The following is an 18,236-nucleotide window of genomic DNA, read 5'->3' as shown; positions in this document are numbered from 1 at the left end:
ATGAAATAGACAGGGTCAGGTGCAAATAAATAGAAAAAAATTGAAATAAGGAGGCAAGCCTATACCATATCATCACTTTTCCTTACTTTAGCCTATTCATAAAAAACTTACAGAGAATGAAGTTTAGATTCCAAACATTATGTATCGCTTTTTCCTTCCTGGGAATTGCAAATGTACTTTATGCACAGGATGCTGTGCCCAATAATCAACCGAAATTCGATGAATTCATGTACCGTAGGGGAAATGAATACCGATCTGCATCCGGGATTCCGGGACCACAATATTGGCAAAATAGTGCCGATTATGTTATTGAAGCAGAACTTGATGATACTAAAAATGTACTGAAAGGAAAGCTGACAATGACCTATCATAATAATAGCCCTGAAGCATTGCCTTACATCTGGATGTATGTGGAACAAAACCGTTTCACTGAAAATTCCAGGGGAACATTAACTACACCTTCAGGAGGGAATCGTTATGCCGGTGATACGGATGGTGGAATTAAGATTACTTATTTTGCAGCAAAAGTACATAGCAGTACTTCAGATAAATACCTGGTCAATGATACACGCATGCAGGTTTTCTTTAAGGAGCCTATTCCTGCCAAAGGAGGGAAAGCGACAGTGACGATGAATTTTGAATTCAAGATTCCCAAAGATGGTATGGATCGTATGGGAAGGCTAGAAAGCAAGCAGGGAACCGTATATTCTATTGCGCAATGGTATCCTAAAGTAGCTGTTTTTGACGATATTGTCGGATGGAATACTGATCCTTATTTGGGAGCTGGAGAGTTTTTCCTAGAGTATGGCAATTTTGATTATAAAATTACCGTTCCCTATGATCACATTGTAGTCGGATCCGGAGAACTGCAAAACCCGGAAGAAGTATTGACCAAAGAGCAGATCAGCCGGTTCAAAAAAGCAGCCGACAGTGATAAAACGGTTTATATCATTGAGCCCAAAGAAGTAGGAAATACTAAAAATACTCGACCGCAGCAAAAAGGTACAGTAACCTGGCATTTTAAAATGAACAATACGCGGGATGTGGCTTTTGCCAGCTCTAAATCGTTTATCTGGGATGCTGCAAAAATAAACCTGCCCAGTGGTAAAAAAGCCCTGGCACAATCGGTATATCCGGCAGAAAGTAATGGTAAAGAGGGATGGAGCCGATCTACAGAATACACCAAGAATTCCATAGAGAATTATTCCAAAAAATGGTTTGAATACCCGTATCCGGTAGCGGTTAATGTGGCTTCAAACGTCGGCGGTATGGAATATCCGGGCGTATCATTTTGTGGAGGGAATTCAAAAGGGGCATCGCTTTGGGATGTTACTGACCATGAATTTGGGCACAACTGGTTTCCTATGATTGTCGGGTCTAATGAAAGACGGTACCCATGGATGGATGAAGGATTTAATACTTTTATCAATTATTACAGCACCAAAGAATTTAATAAAGGCGAATACCAATCGGATATCGCGGATGCAAAATCAAAGGTGGCATGGATGAAGTGGAATGGCAGGGAAGGAATTAATACCTATCCTGATGTGGCGCGAAGCATGAATTTAGCCTACACAGCCTATTATAAACCTGCGACTGGAATGATCATGTTGCGCGAATACATACTTGGCCCGGAACGTTTTGATACCGCTTTTAAAGCTTATATTGAAAACTGGGCCTACAAGCACCCGCAACCTTCTGATTTTTTCAATGCAATGGATAATGGAGCAGGTGAAAACCTGAACTGGTTTTGGAAAGGATGGTTCTATGGTACCGGAAATATTGATTTGGGTATTGCCGAAGTTAAAAATACCGGAAAGGAACTGCAGATTACATTCATAAACAAAGGCGAAGTCCCAATGCCTATAGTATATGATATCTATTATACAGATGGTACTAAGGAACGTAAAATGCTTCCGGTAGAAATCTGGCAGCGTGGCAATAAATGGACCGCTACTATAGCTACTTCGAAAGCAGCGAACCGTATCCAGATCGATCCGGACAACCTGGTTCCCGATATTGATCCAACAGACAATCTCTGGATGAAATAAAATTTTAAGACACCCAATACGAAGCTCCAGTACAATGTTTAATTTTGACTGGAGCTTTGATTTTGCCCTTACCTTAACGCATTGGAAATATGAAAAAATATTTATTATTACTCTCGCTGATTACGCTGTTTTCCTGTAAAAAAGAAACACCAGCGACTGTAACCATGGAGCGAAAACCTTTTACAGGATTGGAAATCGATACGATCCTGCAGGATGATATCAGCATCCGGGCACTTGGGATTGATAATAATAAGGTTTGGTATGCAGGTACGAATGGAAAATACGGCTATCAGGATCTCATCAATGATAAAGATTTTCAGGGAGTTATTGCAAAAGACAGCAGTCATTTTGAATTCCGTGCCCTCGCCCTGACCAGCAGCCATTTTTTTATTTTGAATATTGGCAATCCGGCACAACTGCATAAGATTTCGAAAGATGGCAAACACAATGAGCTCGTCTATGTAGAAAGCCATGAAAAGGTATTCTATGACTGCATGAAGTTCTGGAATGATAAGGAAGGTATTGCTATGGGCGATCCAACGGAAAATTGCCTTTCGATACTGTTAACTTCTGATGGCGGAACGACCTGGCATAAAATACCGTGTAGTGATCTTCCTCAGATTGAATCCGGAGAAGCTGCCTTTGCTGCCAGTAATACTAATATTGTAGTCAAAGGAGACAAGGCCTGGATCGTGACAGGCGGCAAAAAAGCACGGGTATTTTATGCTCCGGATAAAGGAAAAACCTGGAGTGTTTTTGAGACACCAATTGTTCAGGGACGAACGATGACGGGTATTTTTACTGCCGATTTTTATGATGAAAAGAACGGGATTATTGCAGGCGGCGATTATGATACTCCGATGCAGAATCATAAGAATAAAGCGATAACGAAGGATGGCGGGAAAACCTGGAAATTAGTAGCCGAGAATAAAGGTTTTGGGTATGCTTCCTGTGTGCAATATGTGCCCAATTCCAATGCGAAACAACTGGTTTCAGTAGGAACGGATGGGCTTTACTATTCTAAGGATTCAGGTGAAAACTGGCAACAGCTCTCCAAAGACAAGGATTTGTATACAATTCAGTTTCAAAATGACAGTACGGCCTTTGCTGCCGGAAATAACAAGATTATACGGATCAGGTTTAAATAGCTTATGCGGACTTAAAATAATAAAGGGTTTGACTGCTAAAGTCAAACCCTTTGTGTTTATGGCCTTTTGTGAGATTATGTCTTATTCTTTCTTGCCCCGGTATTCTTTGAGCAGCGTACGGTTAAAATCTTCTTCTGCTTTTTTTAGTTTTATGATTTTGATCGGGCTGATAATATTTTTAAGATTAGTGACCAGTTTTTTTCGGTTTTGGTAAAGGTCATCTTCTGCTGACTGGAGTTGGGATAAAAATACAGCAGCTTCTTTTTCATTCATTTTTTCAGCAGAACCATCTTTAAGCTTATCGATTAAGGAATGCATTTTTTTATGGCGTATGTCATATTGTTTTTCTTCAAAAGCATTATATACCGGCCAGAATTTCTCTGCTTCAGTAGAAGTTAGTTCCAGTTTCGTTGTCAGCAAAGACGTTTTTAGAGCCTTTATTTTGTCGCGTTTTGCATCACTGCCCTGAGCAGTAGCGCCCATAGTAATAAGCACTAAAAGCAATAGAAAGAGCGGTTTCATTTTCATATTATTCATTTAAATAAAGTTCAACATTATTATTTTGTGCAAGATATTCTTCTACAGCCTTGTCATCTAAAGCAAGGTCAATGTTTATATTTTTAACGTCTTTATCATCCAGCAGGTCGATCAGGTCATATTGACTCAGGTTGGATCGGTAACTGAGGTAGTTTTCTATAGAAGTAGCATCAATCGTGTCTGTGCTAATAGTATTTCGGGTGGCGAATGGAATCATAAGCGCCAGTACCAATACCGCTGCCGCTGAAGCTATCCAAGTCATTTTCTTTCTGTAAAACGGAATTACCCGTGGGGTATGAGCCGGGAGGTTGTCCAGGATCCGAGCCGATATGGTGTCAAAATAACCATCGGGAGCCTGTAGTCCTGATTGTATTTTGGGATGGTTGTCTAAGGTAAAGCGTTTCATATTCATAAGACCATTTAAATTCTAAAAGGTTTAATCGGCAGTCATAAAATCCTCTATTTTTTTCACCGCATGATGGTAAGAAGCTTTCAGTCCGCCTACCGAAGTGCCTAAAATAGTAGAAATATCTTCATATTTCAGTTCTTCAAAATATTTCATTCTAAAAACAAGCTGCTGTTTTTCAGGGAGTATCGCTATGGCCTGTTGTAATTTTAACTGGATTTTATCTCCATCAAAATAACTGTCGGCTTTTAGGTTTTCTATGTTTTTCTGTTGTAATGCCTCACTGGTCAAACCATTTCGTTTTGCCTTTTGCTGTAAGAATGTGATCGATTCATTAGTCGCAATCCGGTAAATCCAGGAAAACAACTTACTCTCTCCTTTGAAATTTTTCAGGTTTGAAAACACTTTAATAAACGTATTTTGCAATACATCATCTGTATCGTCATGATTGAGGAGAATACCCCGGATCAGGTTGTACAAAGGACGCTGATAGTCGGACACAAGTTGCTGAAACGCGGTGTTTTGCGTTTTAGCATCCAATAAGTCACGTATAAAATCCTGATCCTCCTTCAATGAAATGTTTCTTAGTAAGACTAAAGATATTCCAAAAGGTTTAATTGGCAATTTAAAAATACCCAAGTGATGGGATTTAGAACGATAAACAGGCGGCAATACCGATTATCATTGCGCCTATATTTCCGCTAAAATAACCGCTTATTTCTTTTCAGATTCTTATTTTTGCAGGATAACAACACAACAACAATGATTAAGACAGTAATTTTTGACATGGACGGGGTAATTGTAGATACAGAACCCGTACACCGTTATGCTTATTTCCAGCATTTTGATGAATTGAAGATTCCGGTTACGGAAGAACTTTTTACAACTTTCACGGGTAATTCTACTAAGAATGTTTTCCAAAGCCTGAAAGACCGTTTTGGCCTTACCGGAGAAGTAGAAGATCTTGTGCAGCGTAAGAGAGCAATTTTCAATGATGCTTTTGATTTTAAGGAAGATTTATTCCTGCTTGCAGGTGTAGAAGACCTCATCAAAGATTTACACCAAAACGGGATACAGTTGATTTTGGCTTCTTCAGCTTCTAAAGTTACTATTGAGCGGGTATTTCGTCGTTTTCATTTACACCAGTATTTCAGTCATATTGTAAGCGGTGAAGATTTTCCGCAATCCAAACCGAATCCTGCTATATTTGTACATGCGGCCAGCCTTTCGGAAGCACCAATTGCGGAATGTATTATTATCGAAGACAGTAAAAATGGCGTAACAGCTGCTAAAGCTGCCGGAATTTATTGTGTCGGTTATAATAGTGAACATTCCAAGCTTCAGGATATTTCCCATGCCGATTTAATTATCAATCATTTTAACGAGTTGGATGCCCAAAAAGTAAAACAACTCACCTAAAACAATTACCATGGTCAAAACCGTAATTTTTGATATGGATGGGGTTATCGTCGATACGGAACCGCTCCATTATCTCGTCAATAAGGAACATCATAAGGCGTTGAATATTGAAGTTACCGATGAGGTGTACAGCACTTTTACCGGAACGTCCAATAAGAATTATTTCCAGACCCTTAAAAATATGTTTGAACTGGCGGATGAGGTAGATGACCTGATTACCTACAAGAATGATATCTTCCTGGAAGCATTTGATCATAGTGAAGACCTGGATTTACTACCGGGAGTCAAAGACCTGATACAGGATCTTTTCCAGAATGGTGTGGAGCTTATTTTAGCCTCTTCTTCGGAGAAGGTAATCATTGATAAGGTTTTTGAACGATTTGGGCTGGCTCCCTATTTTTCGCATCGCGTGAGTGGAGAGGATTTTCCGGAATCAAAACCCAACCCGGCCATTTTTGAATATGCCGCAGCTTTGTCTAAAGCCCCGAAGTCAGAATGTATTGTAATTGAAGACAGTACCAATGGTATCAAAGCAGCAAAGGCTGCCGGAATTTATTGTATTGGCTATATTGGGGAGCATTCCGGATTGCAGGATACTGCATTGGCTGATAAAGTGATCCGTCATTTTAGCGAACTTAATTATGACGTAATCCAACAGCTAAAAGCGACGGAGGATACAAAATAAAAGTACAGGCAGGCCGTGGTTATCCAACGGCCTGCTTATATATCCTGAGGCACCTTTCCCGTGCTTCTTTGTGGTCTACAATAGGGCGGTAGTCGAGTTCCTGAAATTCAGGCACCCATTTTTTAGTATAGGCAAAAGCACCATCAAATTTCTTTATTTGCTCTGCAGGATTAAATATCCTGAAATAGGGTGCGGCATCTACGCCACAGCCTGCAGCCCATTGCCAGTTTCCAATATTGCTGGATTGTTCATAATCCAGTAGCTTTTCTGCAAAATAAGCTTCACCCCAACGCCAGTCAATCAGCAGGTGTTTGCATAAAAAGCTGGCGGTCACCATTCGAACGCGATTATGCATCAGCCCGGTAGCATTCAGTTGCCGCATTCCAGCATCGACAAGCGGATAACCGGTAGTGCCCTCACACCATTTTTTAAATTCTTCCTCATTATTACGCCACTGTACGCCATCATATTTTGGGCGGAAGTTTTGGGTTACGGTATGAGGATAATGCCATAGGATTTGCATGAAAAATTCACGCCATATCAATTCATTCCAAAATGTTTCCTGCGCATTTGCACTGGCTTTCAGAATGACATGACGGATACTCACGGCACCAAATCTCAGGTGGGTACTAAGGGAAGAAGTACCGGGATTGGCGGCTGGAAAATCCCGTTTTGCCTTATAATCGGTGATCATAGCTGTAGCGAGCGTATAAGCTGGGACCTGTATTTTGGATTTTTCAAAACCAATAGCTTTCAACGTTAGAAAAGGATAGTTATGGGAGAAGATACGATCCAGATGTTTAGCCGAATCTGTGAAGAGGATTTTTTGTTCCCGGAATACCTGTTTCCATTTTTTCGCATAAGGGGTATAGACTACATAGGGTGAACCGTCTTCTTTGGTGATTTCTGATTTTTCAAAAATGACCTGATCTTTAAAAGTATGGAAAGCGACCTGATGTTGCTGTAGGAAATTTGCAATTGCCGTATCACGCTGCAGCGCATAAGGTTCGTAATCATGGTTGGTGTACACCGCTTTTACAGGATGATCTTTTAGCAATTGCGTGAATATCGTTTCGGGCTCCCCATAGAACACGGCCAATGATTTTCCTTTTTTTGCCAGTGTTTCCTGTATCTGTTCCAATAACTGATGGATAAAAGTGACCCTTGCATCATCATGAGCTAATTCAGATAGTATGTTTTTATCAAAGATAAATAGGGGAAGCACTTCCTCTTCCGTGGCTAAAGCTGCTGCCAGCCCAGTATTATCTTCCAGTCGTAAATCCCTTCGGAACCAAAATAAATGCATAATAGAAAGATGAAGTTTTTAAAATTCCCCAAATAGGGCGGTAAGTTTTTGAGTTCGGTAATCAAAGATTTCCTGTAGTTTGGGTTTGACCAGGAAAGGATGTACTGCCTGTCCCAAAATACCCATAGGCACTTTATAATGAACAATATCTTCCATTTCCACACCACCGGGAATTTCTTTTAAAAAATGCTTATGGTGCCAAAAGGCATAAGGACCAAAACGTTGCTCATCTACAAAATACTTTTGATCCATGACATGGGTAATTTCAGTGACCCATGTCATTTTGATGCCAAATAGCGGGGTTATGGTATATTGTATGATCTGCCCCGGAAACATATCGCGTTCATCACCAGACACGGTATTAAATCCCATGGCCTCGGGAGTAATGACTTTGAGGTTTTTTGGATCCGTTAAAAATTGCCATAGTTCCGCTATTGATATCGGGAACTTTTGAGTGCTTTGCATGGTATAAATTTTCATAGCATCAGAAGTATTATTGTTGAGGTAAAAGTACGAAACGGGTAAACAAAAACTCTTTTTTATTATTGAATTATTAACATTTTATTTTTCAGAAATTAGTAATTTCGCAAAGAATTAAATTAAAATATAACAATATAACAGTATGAAGAAAGTAATTATTACTGCTGCATTCCTGCTTGCCTTTTTTTCAGGATTTTCTCAGGTAAGGACTCCGGCTGCCAGCCCGAAAGCAATTGTAGAACAATATGTAGGATTAACAGATGTTAAGCTTGAATATTCCAGACCGGGAGTAAAAGACCGTAATGTATTTGGCGATTTGGTTCCTTTTGGTAAACCATGGAGAACAGGAGCTAATGAGAATACCATTATTACTTTTGGAGATGATGTAACCATTGATGGCAAAAAATTACCACATGGGGAATATGCTTTATATACGATTCCAAAAGCGGATAAATGGGATGTGATTTTCTATAAAACGACGGATAACTGGGGAACACCTGAAAAGTGGGATGATAGTAAAGTCGTATTAAAAACAAGTGTTGCTCCAAAAATGCTGGTGGATCGTGTTGAAACCCTAACTATTGGAATTAACAACCTGGATAATGATTCTGGTCATTTGGAAATCATGTGGGACAAAACCCTGATTGATGTAAAATTTGAAGTACCGACCCAAAAGATCGCTAATGAGAGCATTGCGAAAACATTAGCAGGCCCAAGCGCTGATTCGTACTACAACGCTGCAAACTATTATTATTTATCCAATGGTGACCTGAATAAAGCACTAACCTGGGTAAATAAAGCAATTGAATTAAAAGGAAATGATGATGCGTATTGGTATTTGAGATTAAAATCATTGATCCATGCTAAATTAGGGGATAAGAAATCTGCACTGGAAGCGGCAAAACGATCATTAGCCTCTGCAGAAAAAGCAAACAATGCTGATTATATCAAAATGAATAAAGACTCTATTTCCGAGTGGAAAAAATAAAAATAAGAGTTGTATACAAAAAGACCCGCATAATAGCGGGTCTTTTTTTTTAGGATAAAATCGTTATTTTTTCTTGCCTGTTGTAAAAGAACTGTAGCAGTAATGATAATACTATCGTAAGTACTGCACCGATGATATTCAGCCATAAGAAGCTGACAATGTCCAGCCAGAAAATGTAAAATACGGACAACTGGCAAAGGATTGCAGCATAAAATATTGCTTTTGCCTTGATGTATTTCAGGTAAAAAGCCACCAGGAATATTCCGAGTATCGTACCGTAAAATACTGAACCAATGATATTTACAAACTGGATCAGATTTTCAAAAAGCGTTCCATAGCAGGCAAATATGATCGCCACGATTCCCCAAAACAGGGTGAATCCTTTGGAGGCTTTTACAAAATGAGCTTCCGATTTTTCAGTTTTCAGGTTCCTCTTATAAATATCGATCACAGTAGTGGACGCCAGGGCATTCAAACCTGATGCGGTAGAGGACATTGCTGCCGACAGGATTACGGCGATCAGCAGCCCTACCAGCCCCTTTGGAAGGTAATCCAATACGAAACGGATAAAGACATAATCCTTATCATTTGTTTCCGCAGTTGGGTCGGCTTTATGGATAATATCTTTGGCCTGGTCGCGAAGGTCTTTTTCTTTAAGCCCTAACGCAACAATTTTATGTTTCAGCGTTTCATTATCATAATTTTCATTCAGCTGATTGGCATATTGCAGTGTAAACTCTTTTTTATCTGTAGTAACTTCTTCCAGCTTATCTTCCAGTTTTGCATACTCACCAGCATATACCGACTTATCTACGATAACTTTACTGTTGGGATTAAAATTGATAGGAGCCGACTGGAATTGGAAAAAAACAAAGACCATAACCCCGGTTAGCAGTATAAAAAACTGCATCGGAACCTTTAGCAAGGCATTGAATACAAGTCCAAGCTGGCTTTCACGAATGGATTTGCCGGATAAATAGCGGCCAACCTGTGACTGATCGGTACCAAAATAGGAGAGTGCCAGAAAAAAACCTCCGGTTATCCCACTCCAGAAAGTGTAACGGCTTTTGAGATCGAATGAGAAATCAAGGATATTCATTTTATCATTTGCCCCGGCAACATGTAAGGCATTGGAAAATGTAACTTCTTTCGGTAGTTGGGACATGATAATAAAAAACGCGATAATCATCCCAGACATGATAACGAACATTTGATGTTTTTGCGTCACATTTACAGCATTGGTACCACCACTAACGGTATAAATAATCACCAACGCTCCAATGATAATATTCAGCAGGGTCAGGTTCCATCCTAAGATAGAGGAAAGGATAATTGCAGGCGCATAGATTGTAATCCCGGTAGAAAGCCCTCTCTGGATCAGGAATAATACTGCTGCAAGTGACCGGGTTTTGAGGTCAAAACGCTGCTCCAGGAATTCATAGGCAGTATATACTTTTAAGCGGTGATAGATGGGGATAAAAGTGATCGAAATGACAATCATGGCTAAGGGCAGTCCAAAATAGAACTGTACAAAACCCATTCCATCATGATACGCCTGCCCCGGAGTAGAAAGGAAGGTGATGGCACTGGCCTGTGTGGCCATGACGGATAACCCGACCGTCCACCAGGGCACTTCATTGTTTCCTAAAATATAATCCTTAACATCTTTGCTTCCCCGCGTTTTCAATGTTCCATAGATGACAATGAAGAGGAGGGTAACAATTAAAATGATCCAGTCAATTGTTTGCATACTAAGAAAATAATTGCATTAGGAAATAAAAAATCAGAATATAAGCAGTATTGGCCAAAAGGACCATGGTATATACTCTTTTCCAGTGACTTTGTTTTTTTTTCATCGTAGTGTAATACTATAAGCCATTGCTCTGATTTGGCCGTGGGGATAAATTAATTATTGTTTTTTAATGCAATCAGATTGGATAATAACCGGTAGGCTCCCGGAACTCCGGCTGGCAATTCCCTGAAAAAACTTAATCCGGTGTAAATATAATGCCCTTTCCCATAATTTGCGATCAGTAAAGAACCCTTTTTTGCACTCTCTCCTTCATCTTTCATCGATAGTATCGGCTGGAATTGGCTGGCCCATTCATCTGCAAAATTCAATCCCTGTTCCTGTACCCAGTACTGAAAATCCTGTGCTGTTATTTTATTAGGATGGTTTAATACGGGATGCGTTGCGTCGATAAACGAAATTTGGGAATTTTCATCCGTCACACGGTCATTGGAAATATGAATTGGATAGGGCGAAAACTGTGACATATCAAATCCATTCCTACCGGTTGTGGTATATTGTACAATCAGGTTTCCTCCTTTTTTTACATAATCCAATAAAACACCCTGTTTGAATTTAAGTTCTTCCACTACATTTAATGCCCGTACACCTAAGACGATGGCATCGTATTTTTGTAACTCTTTTTCAAGAATATTTGCCGGATTAATGATAGTCACACGATACCCAATCTGGGTCAGGCTTTCTGGTACCTCATCTCCCGCACCTTTGATATATCCGATCTGTTGCCCTGTTTTCTGGATGGTAAGGCGTGTAACATAGGCTTGTGATGGTAGCAGCAGGGTTTGCTTTGGAATATGGTCGTATTTGATTTCTACCAGTTTTTTGGAATAGGTTGTCGTTCCGATTGTGACAATAGGGCGTATGATTTCACGGCCCTCTGTCTCCGAAGGCACAACAACAAAATGAATCGTTTTTTCTGCTCCTTTTTGGTCAATTTCAAAAGGTAAGTCCTGTTGCAATACCGACCATCCTTTGGGAACCTCCAGCGCTACGGTACCGTGGATACCCGCTTTACCGGCTTTTACAATGACAGCGATTTCTTTTGGTGTATTGTCTGGAAAAATGGTAACATCATGGACGATGCTTGCTGTTACAGCAGGAATCACCATGAACGGTTCGTATTGTTCTCCTTTTTCAGGATCGGAATATTTATATTGGATCGGCTTTTCAAAAGAAAGGCTGAATCCTTTAAAATCCAATGCAAATTCGGCATTTAGTACTTCTGGTGTTTTGGGTAGGCCGATCAGTTCGGGATTGGTTACTTTATACATTCCATTTGTGCCTGTTTCATTCAGCCAATACGGATTAGAACTGGGAATGCCTTCAGGGATTGTAATGTTAATCCGGTCTGATACTGCTTTATTCGGAAGCAATACCTGTTTTTTGGCGATAGTGTTCTGTGTAGGGACTATTGTAATAGCGGCTAATTGAACGGGATATTCACTTCGGTTAATGACTTCGGTAGCGATTATGGTTTGCTCGCCCGTACTAACTGATGACTGCAGCGCATTGGCCTCGAGGAATAAACCGCTACAGGCCAGGATTATTTTTTTTATTTCCAGTGTTTTCTCCGTTTTCCAATAGTCATCGTCCAGTTTTTGGATCAGCTTATATGCTTCGAGCAGTTGGTCGATGTGAAGGGAAGGATCTTTAAAATTAAAATTGGCTTCGATACCAGAGAGTATTTTTCCAATCTCAGCACCACCTTGTACACGATTCCACGAGGTATCAATACCATCAAAAAGATTGGTTTTGTCTTTCGGGAAATCACCTTTTAAAAATTCCAAGTATTCTTTTTCACTACCCCGGTTTCCCATAGTTCCAAAACCCTGGCAACGGTGCTGGCTTCGGCTTAAAGCAGAAATTTCCCCATTGCTCTTGCCTTTTAGCGGATAATATACTCCGGCATCTACGGTTAGGAATTTGTCTTTATTTGCTTTTTCGAATTTTTCTTCACTGCCAAAAAACCACCAGGAAGTATTAAAAAACAACCGTCTTGGTTGCCATATCGTTACACTTTTTAATTGCTCCGGAAAAGCTTTTGGATCACTGGCAAGATCATAGGCTTCATAACTTAATTCTGCAGAGGCGGTATGATGGCCGTGGGTGGAACCTGGGGTTCTGTGATCAAATCGGTTGATGATTACATCGGGCCTGAATTTACGAATGGCCCATACCACATCATATAAGACTTCTTTTTTATCCCAGATCTGATAGGTTTCTTTGGGTACTTTAGAATAGCCAAAATCATTCGCCCGGGAGAAAAATTGTTCCCCTCCATCGATCCTGCGTGCTGCGAGCAGTTCTTCCGTACGGAGTACCCCAAGCATTTCGCCCCTTTCATTTCCAATCAGGTTTTGTCCGCCATCGCCCGGGGTAAGGGAAAGGTACGCCGTACGCGCTTTTACGCTATTGGCGAGGTAAGATATCAGTTTTGTATTTTCATCATCGGGATGTGCAGCAATATACAGTACAGATCCCAGAAAATTGAGTTTCTGGACCTGTTCGAAAATTTCAGTAGTATTCATTTTCTGCGGTTCCTGCGCCTGAAGCGGCTGTTGGAATAAGAAAAGCAGGAGCAGGGCTCCTATTGAAAGCTTATGCATTATAATTTTTTTTAATCGGAATTGTTTCAAAGATAATAATTAAATAAAACGATTTCAGATTCCATTGCAAATAGAACAGCCGTTTCTGTTTGACAAAAACGGCTGTTGGTATTTTATTCTTTTTTATTTTCAGGTTCTTCCGGTTTTTCCGGCAGTGTTGTATCGGTGAAAACCGGTGGGGCGATTACGGTACTCACTGTAGTAGTGCTGGTACCATACAAAGGAAGTTTGATTTTCTGCCATTCGAATGTCTTGGGCAAATCATCTCCCATAAGATAGCCCCAGGGCTCCAGGCTGGGAATACGGTCAAATATTACTTTTAAGATCGCAATAAGCGGAATGGCCAGGAACATCCCTGCAATACCGCCCAGATTACCACCAATAATAATTCCGACAATGGAGACAAAGGCATTAATTTCTACTTTGGAACTTACGACAATTGGCACCAATATATTATTGTCGATCAATTGGACTACAATGGTTACTATGATAACGCCTAAAATCAGCGAGAGATCCGGTGATCCGGTTAAGGTGGCAAAAATACTAATGAGGCAGGCTACCAAAATACCAATGTAAGGGATTAGGTTCAGCAAGCCTGTAATTACGCCTAAAAGGATCGCATAATCGACTCCAACGATGGTGAGGCCTATGGCTGTTAGGGTAGATACGGTGACCATTTGGGTAATAAGTCCCACAAGGTAACTCTGAACTGCCACTTTTACCTGGCACAAGATGGCTTGGAGGGTAGCGCGATTTTTATCGCTAACGAGTTTATGAAGGAATTTTAGAAAATGGGTGCGGTACAATAAAAACAGGAAAGTATATACCGGAACCAGGGTCGAGCTCATGATGGTATCGGTAAAAGACATCAGGGTGGTTCCTACAATCTTTTTACCGCTTTCGAGTGAGTTTTGTGTGGCATTATTCAGGTATTCCTTTTGTTCCGTTTCCGTTACATTGAATTTTTCCCGCACATAGGTTTGGATGTTATTTCCGTGGATGCTCAGGTTTTTCTGGATGGTGTCCCAGTCTTTTGTAAAATCACTGATTTCCCATGAAATAAAGAATAAAATGCTGGCCACAACAATAATCATCATGACCACACTAAAAAGCGAAGCAAGTACATTAGGGAAGCGTAATTTGGTATGCAGGAAATTGGCAACCGGGCGCAACAGTATGGAAAACAAAAGTGCCATGAGCACAGGAACAACAATTCCCCGGGCTAAGGAAAGCACAAAAAATATGGCAATTAATGAAATAAGTACGAATGCCAGTCGGGCATAAAAAGGGAATTGAGTAGTAGTTTTCTCCATATTCAGTCGGGTTTGCTAAAAAAAAGCGTTAGTTATATAAATGTAATTATATAAAATCCAGAAAGAATACTAATTTATTTTTTTTAAGAAATGAATGATGGATTAATCCGTGAATTCGCGTACGTCGGACTGCATGGTTACGATTGTGATCCCTTTTTGCAACAGCAAATTGTTCGGATACGTAAGGAATTCCCCTTCTGCCGTTCTCATGTACACATGAAAGGCGCGGATATCATAAATTTCGCCCTGAATCGGAAAATCTTTATCATGGATCTTGATGATATCACCGATCTTAAAGGGAAAGGAAAAGAATAAGATTACACCTGCGGTAATATTACTAAGGATGGACCATTGTGCAAAAAGTGCAACGCCAATTACTGCAAAGGCAGAGGAGAGTACCACATAAATCTGGTTGGCTTTGACACCCCAGATTGTAAACAGGGAAATTAGGGCCAGTACCTGTACAAAAATATTGATGTACTTCACCATTAAATGGGTGCGGTGGTCATTGATCTCTGTTACTTTTGCGTAGCTTTTTACCACAGAACTCGTAAAGACGCGTAATAGCAGCAATACCACGATGACGATGATAGTGCTAATGATTTCCTTGTAATATTCGTTAAACATAATCACTTATTTTATAAACTTCAGTAATTCTTCATACACTCTCTGCACGGGAAGGCCTACGACATTCGTATACGATCCTTCAATTTTAGTGATACCGGTCAGTCCGATCCATTCCTGTATGCCATAGGCTCCTGCTTTATCGAAAGGCTTGTAGTTGTCGATATAATAGCGAATGGAATCTTCGGGCAACGGGGCAAAGGAAACTTTAGTGATTTCATGGAATACGACAGAACGGCTGGCCGAGCGGAGGCATACCGATGAAATCACCTCGTGTGTAGTTCCGGATAACGATTGTAAGATACGAAAAGCATCTTCAGTATCCTTCGGTTTTCCCAATGCCGTATTATTATGCCATACAATAGTGTCGCTGGTAATCAGGATATCTGTTTCGGTAAGCTTTCCTTCAAAGGCATCTGCTTTAAGCACCGCAAGAAAATCGGTGATGGCTGCGCCCTGCAGGTGATCGGGATAAATCTCTTCAACCTCTTTGAGGCGGATTTCAAAATCGATATCCAGATTTCGTAGAAATTCCTGGCGCCGGGGTGATCCCGAAGCTAATATAACGTTGTGATCTTGTAACAGGGTTCTAAGCATTGTATTTTATATTAAAAGTAATAACCGCAATGGAAATAATACCAAATAGTAAGATCAGTTTCAGGATGCTGCTGATATGGTGGAATTCCTGTTGCGTTTTGGCTGGCCAAAGTTTTACAGAGACGTATAACAAGGGTGCGAGGATACATAACATACCATAGGCAGAGGCCCAGATCAGGTCACTGCTGTAAAGGTACTGATTGATATAATAAATAATAAGCCCAATTGGTATCAGGCTCAGGGCAAATACCAGTTTTACAGTTCTTGAAACACCCAGGACAATTGGAAGGGTACTCATTCCGGCATTGTAATCTCCATTAATATCTTCCAGATCCTTTACGATTTCACGGATGAAATTAAGGATAAAAGCAAAGACACTATAATCAATCAGGATACCAAACAGGGTTGCCATATTCCCTTTATTATCCAATGTAATCGCTGGGAAAAGATCAAAAACACCAATAATCAGGATGCTGAATGCCAATAATAAAGCTACGATACTATTCCCGATCAACAAACTTTGCTTCATCGCTGCCGAGTACATATAAAGTGTCCCTGAGATTACAATAAAAATAGCCGCAAAGCTGGGTTTTTCGATAACATTGGATAAATAAAATCCAGCACCAACACCTATAATATTAAAGGCTGCATACCAGTTGTAAGCTGCACTTTCAGAGAGGTCACGACCTATCATAAAGGATTCCGGCCTGTTAATGGTATCAGTTTCCCGGTCATATACAGCGTTGATGATATAACCCCCGGCTGCAATGCATACAGTTGCCAGTACCAGTAAACCAAATTGCCAGTCGGCCAGTGCCAGTGGTACATTTTGGAATTTTAAAAAGCCAAATCGAAAAATAAGCTGCATAAAAGCCAGCAGCAATAAATTTTGGTAACGTATGAGACGAAGGAATTTCATAAATACAGTTGATTTGAAGAATTTAGCAAAACAGGGATTTAATCGTATTGTGCGTTGAAATGTTCCATCCATTTTCCCTGGACTTTCATGACCTGCTCGATTACATCGCGTACACAGCCTGTACCACCATTTTTGTGGGAGATATAGGCACTGATTTCCTTGATTTCCGGGCTGGCATCCTGCGGGCAGGTAGGAAGCCCAACCAACTGCATCACGTGGTAATCCGGAATATCATCGCCCATATAAAGTACCTGCTCAGGTTGTATACCATATACATCGGTGTATTCCTTGAATGTTTCTACTTTATCCGGAGCTGCGAGGTAAATATCGGTCAGTCCTAAATTGCGAAGGCGTACGCGTACACCCTCATTGCTGCCACCCGAAATGATACATACGTTATAACCACTTTCTACAGCGGCTTTCATAGCATATCCATCACGGATATTCATGATACGGAGCATTTCTCCAGTTGAGGTAATATGAACCGAACTATCGGTAAGCACACCATCTACATCAAAGATAAAGGTGGTAATGTCATTCATTATTTCTTTATAATTTCGTGCCATTGTTGTCTTGTATGGATTTTGTAATTAATTGATAGATTTCCCGTTGAAGCGGTACTTCGAGAAAAGAAAGATGCTGTTCTATGGTGGTTTGGTCATGGCGTATTGCAGGACCCGTTTGTGCGGCTTCCGGGGAAAGCAATAGCGCTTTCTCTGCTGTTTCTTGCAATAAAGGTTTCATGATGTCAAAAGAAATCCGGTTTTCTTCACAAATAGCCGCTGCTATACTATACATGTGATTGGTGAAGTTGTTGACAAATACCGCAGCCACATGCAGGGCTTTGCGTTGTTCTGAACCGATGGTGTATAGTTTGTCCGAGATGGCATTTCCAACGCGTTTTAGCAGGTCGTAATCATAAATAAACTGGCTTTCCAGGCACAGTGGAATTGTCCTAAAATTGACTTCTTTGCCTTTGGTAAATGTCTGCAAGGGATAAAATACTCCTTTACGGTTATTATCCGACAGGGCTTCCAGGGGAATACTACCCGAGGTATGCACTACATATTCATTTTTGAAAGGCAATTGCTCGGATACAGCTGCTATAGCATCGTCCGAAACAGCTATAATATAAAGGTCGGCTTTTACAAGAAGCTTATAATCACTGATGATTTTTGAGGCTTCAATCAGTTGGGCAATAGCACTTCGGTTTCGGGCCAGGACCTGTACTACAGTAACCTGCGTACTTTTGGCGAATGCCTGTATAAGGTGTTGGGCTACATTCCCGGAACCAATAATACTAATTTTTATCATGCGGCTAAATTATTGAGAAAAAATGAACAATGA

General features: G+C 40.4%; 18 protein-coding genes. 5 read left to right on the top strand and 13 right to left on the bottom strand.

The features are described from left to right. Window positions 1–116 precede the first annotated feature (116 nt). Window positions 117–2,051, top strand: a complete 1,935-nt coding sequence (locus FK004_RS15945; protein WP_108738149.1) for a M1 family metallopeptidase — start codon at window positions 117–119, stop codon at window positions 2,049–2,051. Between the two features lie 89 nt (window positions 2,052–2,140). Further along, window positions 2,141–3,199 (top strand): sialidase family protein, encoded by a 1,059-nt coding sequence (locus tag FK004_RS15940; RefSeq protein WP_108738148.1) that lies wholly within the window; start codon window positions 2,141–2,143, stop codon window positions 3,197–3,199. An 81-nt stretch (window positions 3,200–3,280) separates the two neighbouring features. Here the strand turns inward: FK004_RS15940 and FK004_RS15935 are convergent, their stop codons facing one another. From FK004_RS15935 to FK004_RS15925, 3 genes are read right to left on the bottom strand one after another with little or no spacing between them, the layout of a single operon-like run. Beyond that, the gene (locus FK004_RS15935) at window positions 3,281–3,727 is read right to left on the bottom strand and encodes a sensor of ECF-type sigma factor (protein ID WP_108738147.1); all 447 of its coding nucleotides are present in this window, start codon (window positions 3,725–3,727) and stop codon (window positions 3,281–3,283) included. A 1-nt stretch (window position 3,728) separates the two neighbouring features. Beyond that, window positions 3,729–4,148: a hypothetical protein gene (locus FK004_RS15930; protein ID WP_108738146.1), complete on the bottom strand. Its 420-nt coding sequence runs from the start codon at window positions 4,146–4,148 to the stop codon at window positions 3,729–3,731. 24 nt (window positions 4,149–4,172) lie between these two features. Then, window positions 4,173–4,715 carry an RNA polymerase sigma factor gene (locus FK004_RS15925; RefSeq protein WP_108738878.1) on the bottom strand — a complete coding sequence of 181 codons (543 nt, stop codon included), beginning with the start codon at window positions 4,713–4,715 and terminating at the stop codon, window positions 4,173–4,175. A gap of 189 nt (window positions 4,716–4,904) precedes the next feature. On the opposite strand from FK004_RS15925, the gene FK004_RS15920 reads away from it, so the two are divergent. Both FK004_RS15920 and FK004_RS15915 read left to right on the top strand, forming a co-directional pair. After that, complete coding sequence (locus tag FK004_RS15920; RefSeq protein WP_108738145.1) at window positions 4,905–5,561, top strand: HAD family hydrolase; 657 nt, start codon at window positions 4,905–4,907, stop codon at window positions 5,559–5,561. A gap of 10 nt (window positions 5,562–5,571) precedes the next feature. Next, window positions 5,572–6,246, top strand: a complete 675-nt coding sequence (locus tag FK004_RS15915) for an HAD family hydrolase (RefSeq protein ID WP_108738144.1) — start codon at window positions 5,572–5,574, stop codon at window positions 6,244–6,246. A 19-nt stretch (window positions 6,247–6,265) separates the two neighbouring features. On the opposite strand, the gene FK004_RS15910 is transcribed toward FK004_RS15915, so the two are convergent. Both FK004_RS15910 and FK004_RS15905 read right to left on the bottom strand, forming a co-directional pair. Beyond that, complete coding sequence (locus FK004_RS15910; protein WP_108738143.1) at window positions 6,266–7,552, bottom strand: cryptochrome/photolyase family protein; 1,287 nt, start codon at window positions 7,550–7,552, stop codon at window positions 6,266–6,268. 18 nt (window positions 7,553–7,570) lie between these two features. Further along, on the bottom strand, window positions 7,571–8,032 hold the full coding sequence (locus FK004_RS15905; RefSeq protein WP_108738142.1) for an SRPBCC family protein: 462 nt from the start codon (window positions 8,030–8,032) through the stop codon (window positions 7,571–7,573). 142 nt (window positions 8,033–8,174) lie between these two features. Between FK004_RS15905 and FK004_RS15900 the strand changes: the two genes are divergently transcribed. After that, entirely contained in the window at window positions 8,175–9,020 is an 846-nt protein-coding gene (locus tag FK004_RS15900) for a DUF2911 domain-containing protein (RefSeq protein ID WP_108738141.1), read from the top strand. Window positions 9,021–9,069: 49 nt separating this feature from the next. Here the strand turns inward: FK004_RS15900 and FK004_RS15895 are convergent, their stop codons facing one another. From FK004_RS15895 to FK004_RS15860, 8 genes are all read right to left on the bottom strand, one after another. Continuing rightward, the gene (locus FK004_RS15895; protein ID WP_108738140.1) at window positions 9,070–10,770 is read right to left on the bottom strand and encodes a sodium:solute symporter family protein; all 1,701 of its coding nucleotides are present in this window, start codon (window positions 10,768–10,770) and stop codon (window positions 9,070–9,072) included. A gap of 155 nt (window positions 10,771–10,925) precedes the next feature. Beyond that, window positions 10,926–13,436: a PIG-L family deacetylase gene (locus tag FK004_RS15890; protein WP_108738139.1), complete on the bottom strand. Its 2,511-nt coding sequence runs from the start codon at window positions 13,434–13,436 to the stop codon at window positions 10,926–10,928. Window positions 13,437–13,549: 113 nt separating this feature from the next. Beyond that, window positions 13,550–14,749 (bottom strand): AI-2E family transporter, encoded by a 1,200-nt coding sequence (locus FK004_RS15885; protein WP_108738138.1) that lies wholly within the window; start codon window positions 14,747–14,749, stop codon window positions 13,550–13,552. A 102-nt stretch (window positions 14,750–14,851) separates the two neighbouring features. Then, a complete protein-coding gene (locus FK004_RS15880; RefSeq protein ID WP_108738137.1) occupies window positions 14,852–15,376 on the bottom strand; it encodes a mechanosensitive ion channel domain-containing protein in 525 nt (174 codons plus the stop codon). A gap of 6 nt (window positions 15,377–15,382) precedes the next feature. After that, complete coding sequence (locus FK004_RS15875) at window positions 15,383–15,970, bottom strand: Maf-like protein (protein WP_108738136.1); 588 nt, start codon at window positions 15,968–15,970, stop codon at window positions 15,383–15,385. Next, on the bottom strand, window positions 15,963–16,889 hold the full coding sequence (locus FK004_RS15870) for a geranylgeranylglycerol-phosphate geranylgeranyltransferase (protein WP_108738135.1): 927 nt from the start codon (window positions 16,887–16,889) through the stop codon (window positions 15,963–15,965). Before FK004_RS15870 ends, FK004_RS15875 begins: the two co-directional genes overlap by 8 nt. Window positions 16,890–16,927: 38 nt before the next feature. Beyond that, on the bottom strand, window positions 16,928–17,455 hold the full coding sequence (locus FK004_RS15865) for a KdsC family phosphatase (RefSeq protein WP_108738134.1): 528 nt from the start codon (window positions 17,453–17,455) through the stop codon (window positions 16,928–16,930). Beyond that, entirely contained in the window at window positions 17,439–18,203 is a 765-nt protein-coding gene (locus tag FK004_RS15860; protein WP_108738133.1) for a Rossmann-like and DUF2520 domain-containing protein, read from the bottom strand. Before FK004_RS15860 ends, FK004_RS15865 begins: the two co-directional genes overlap by 17 nt. Between the last annotated feature and the right edge of the window lie 33 nt (window positions 18,204–18,236).

The sequence above is a fragment of the Flavobacterium kingsejongi genome (assembly GCF_003076475.1).
GTDB classification, from domain to species: domain Bacteria; phylum Bacteroidota; class Bacteroidia; order Flavobacteriales; family Flavobacteriaceae; genus Flavobacterium; species Flavobacterium kingsejongi.
Note: the sequence above shows the minus strand (reverse complement) of the source record. Positions and strands in the feature narration are given on the sequence as shown.

Coding starts and splice junctions, on each gene's coding strand:
- FK004_RS15895 (WP_108738140.1), bottom strand. CDS start 10,770: ATGCAAACAATTGACTGGATCATTTTAATTGTTACCCTCCTCTTCATT.
- FK004_RS15935 (WP_108738147.1), bottom strand. CDS start 3,727: ATGAAAATGAAACCGCTCTTTCTATTGCTTTTAGTGCTTATTACTATG.
- FK004_RS15905 (WP_108738142.1), bottom strand. CDS start 8,032: ATGAAAATTTATACCATGCAAAGCACTCAAAAGTTCCCGATATCAATA.
- FK004_RS15930 (WP_108738146.1), bottom strand. CDS start 4,148: ATGAATATGAAACGCTTTACCTTAGACAACCATCCCAAAATACAATCA.
- FK004_RS15865 (WP_108738134.1), bottom strand. CDS start 17,455: ATGGCACGAAATTATAAAGAAATAATGAATGACATTACCACCTTTATC.
- FK004_RS15880 (WP_108738137.1), bottom strand. CDS start 15,376: ATGTTTAACGAATATTACAAGGAAATCATTAGCACTATCATCGTCATC.
- FK004_RS15940 (WP_108738148.1), top strand. CDS start 2,141: ATGAAAAAATATTTATTATTACTCTCGCTGATTACGCTGTTTTCCTGT.
- FK004_RS15860 (WP_108738133.1), bottom strand. CDS start 18,203: ATGATAAAAATTAGTATTATTGGTTCCGGGAATGTAGCCCAACACCTT.
- FK004_RS15945 (WP_108738149.1), top strand. CDS start 117: ATGAAGTTTAGATTCCAAACATTATGTATCGCTTTTTCCTTCCTGGGA.
- FK004_RS15875 (WP_108738136.1), bottom strand. CDS start 15,970: ATGCTTAGAACCCTGTTACAAGATCACAACGTTATATTAGCTTCGGGA.
- FK004_RS15890 (WP_108738139.1), bottom strand. CDS start 13,436: ATGCATAAGCTTTCAATAGGAGCCCTGCTCCTGCTTTTCTTATTCCAA.
- FK004_RS15900 (WP_108738141.1), top strand. CDS start 8,175: ATGAAGAAAGTAATTATTACTGCTGCATTCCTGCTTGCCTTTTTTTCA.
- FK004_RS15915 (WP_108738144.1), top strand. CDS start 5,572: ATGGTCAAAACCGTAATTTTTGATATGGATGGGGTTATCGTCGATACG.
- FK004_RS15885 (WP_108738138.1), bottom strand. CDS start 14,749: ATGGAGAAAACTACTACTCAATTCCCTTTTTATGCCCGACTGGCATTC.
- FK004_RS15870 (WP_108738135.1), bottom strand. CDS start 16,889: ATGAAATTCCTTCGTCTCATACGTTACCAAAATTTATTGCTGCTGGCT.
- FK004_RS15920 (WP_108738145.1), top strand. CDS start 4,905: ATGATTAAGACAGTAATTTTTGACATGGACGGGGTAATTGTAGATACA.
- FK004_RS15910 (WP_108738143.1), bottom strand. CDS start 7,552: ATGCATTTATTTTGGTTCCGAAGGGATTTACGACTGGAAGATAATACT.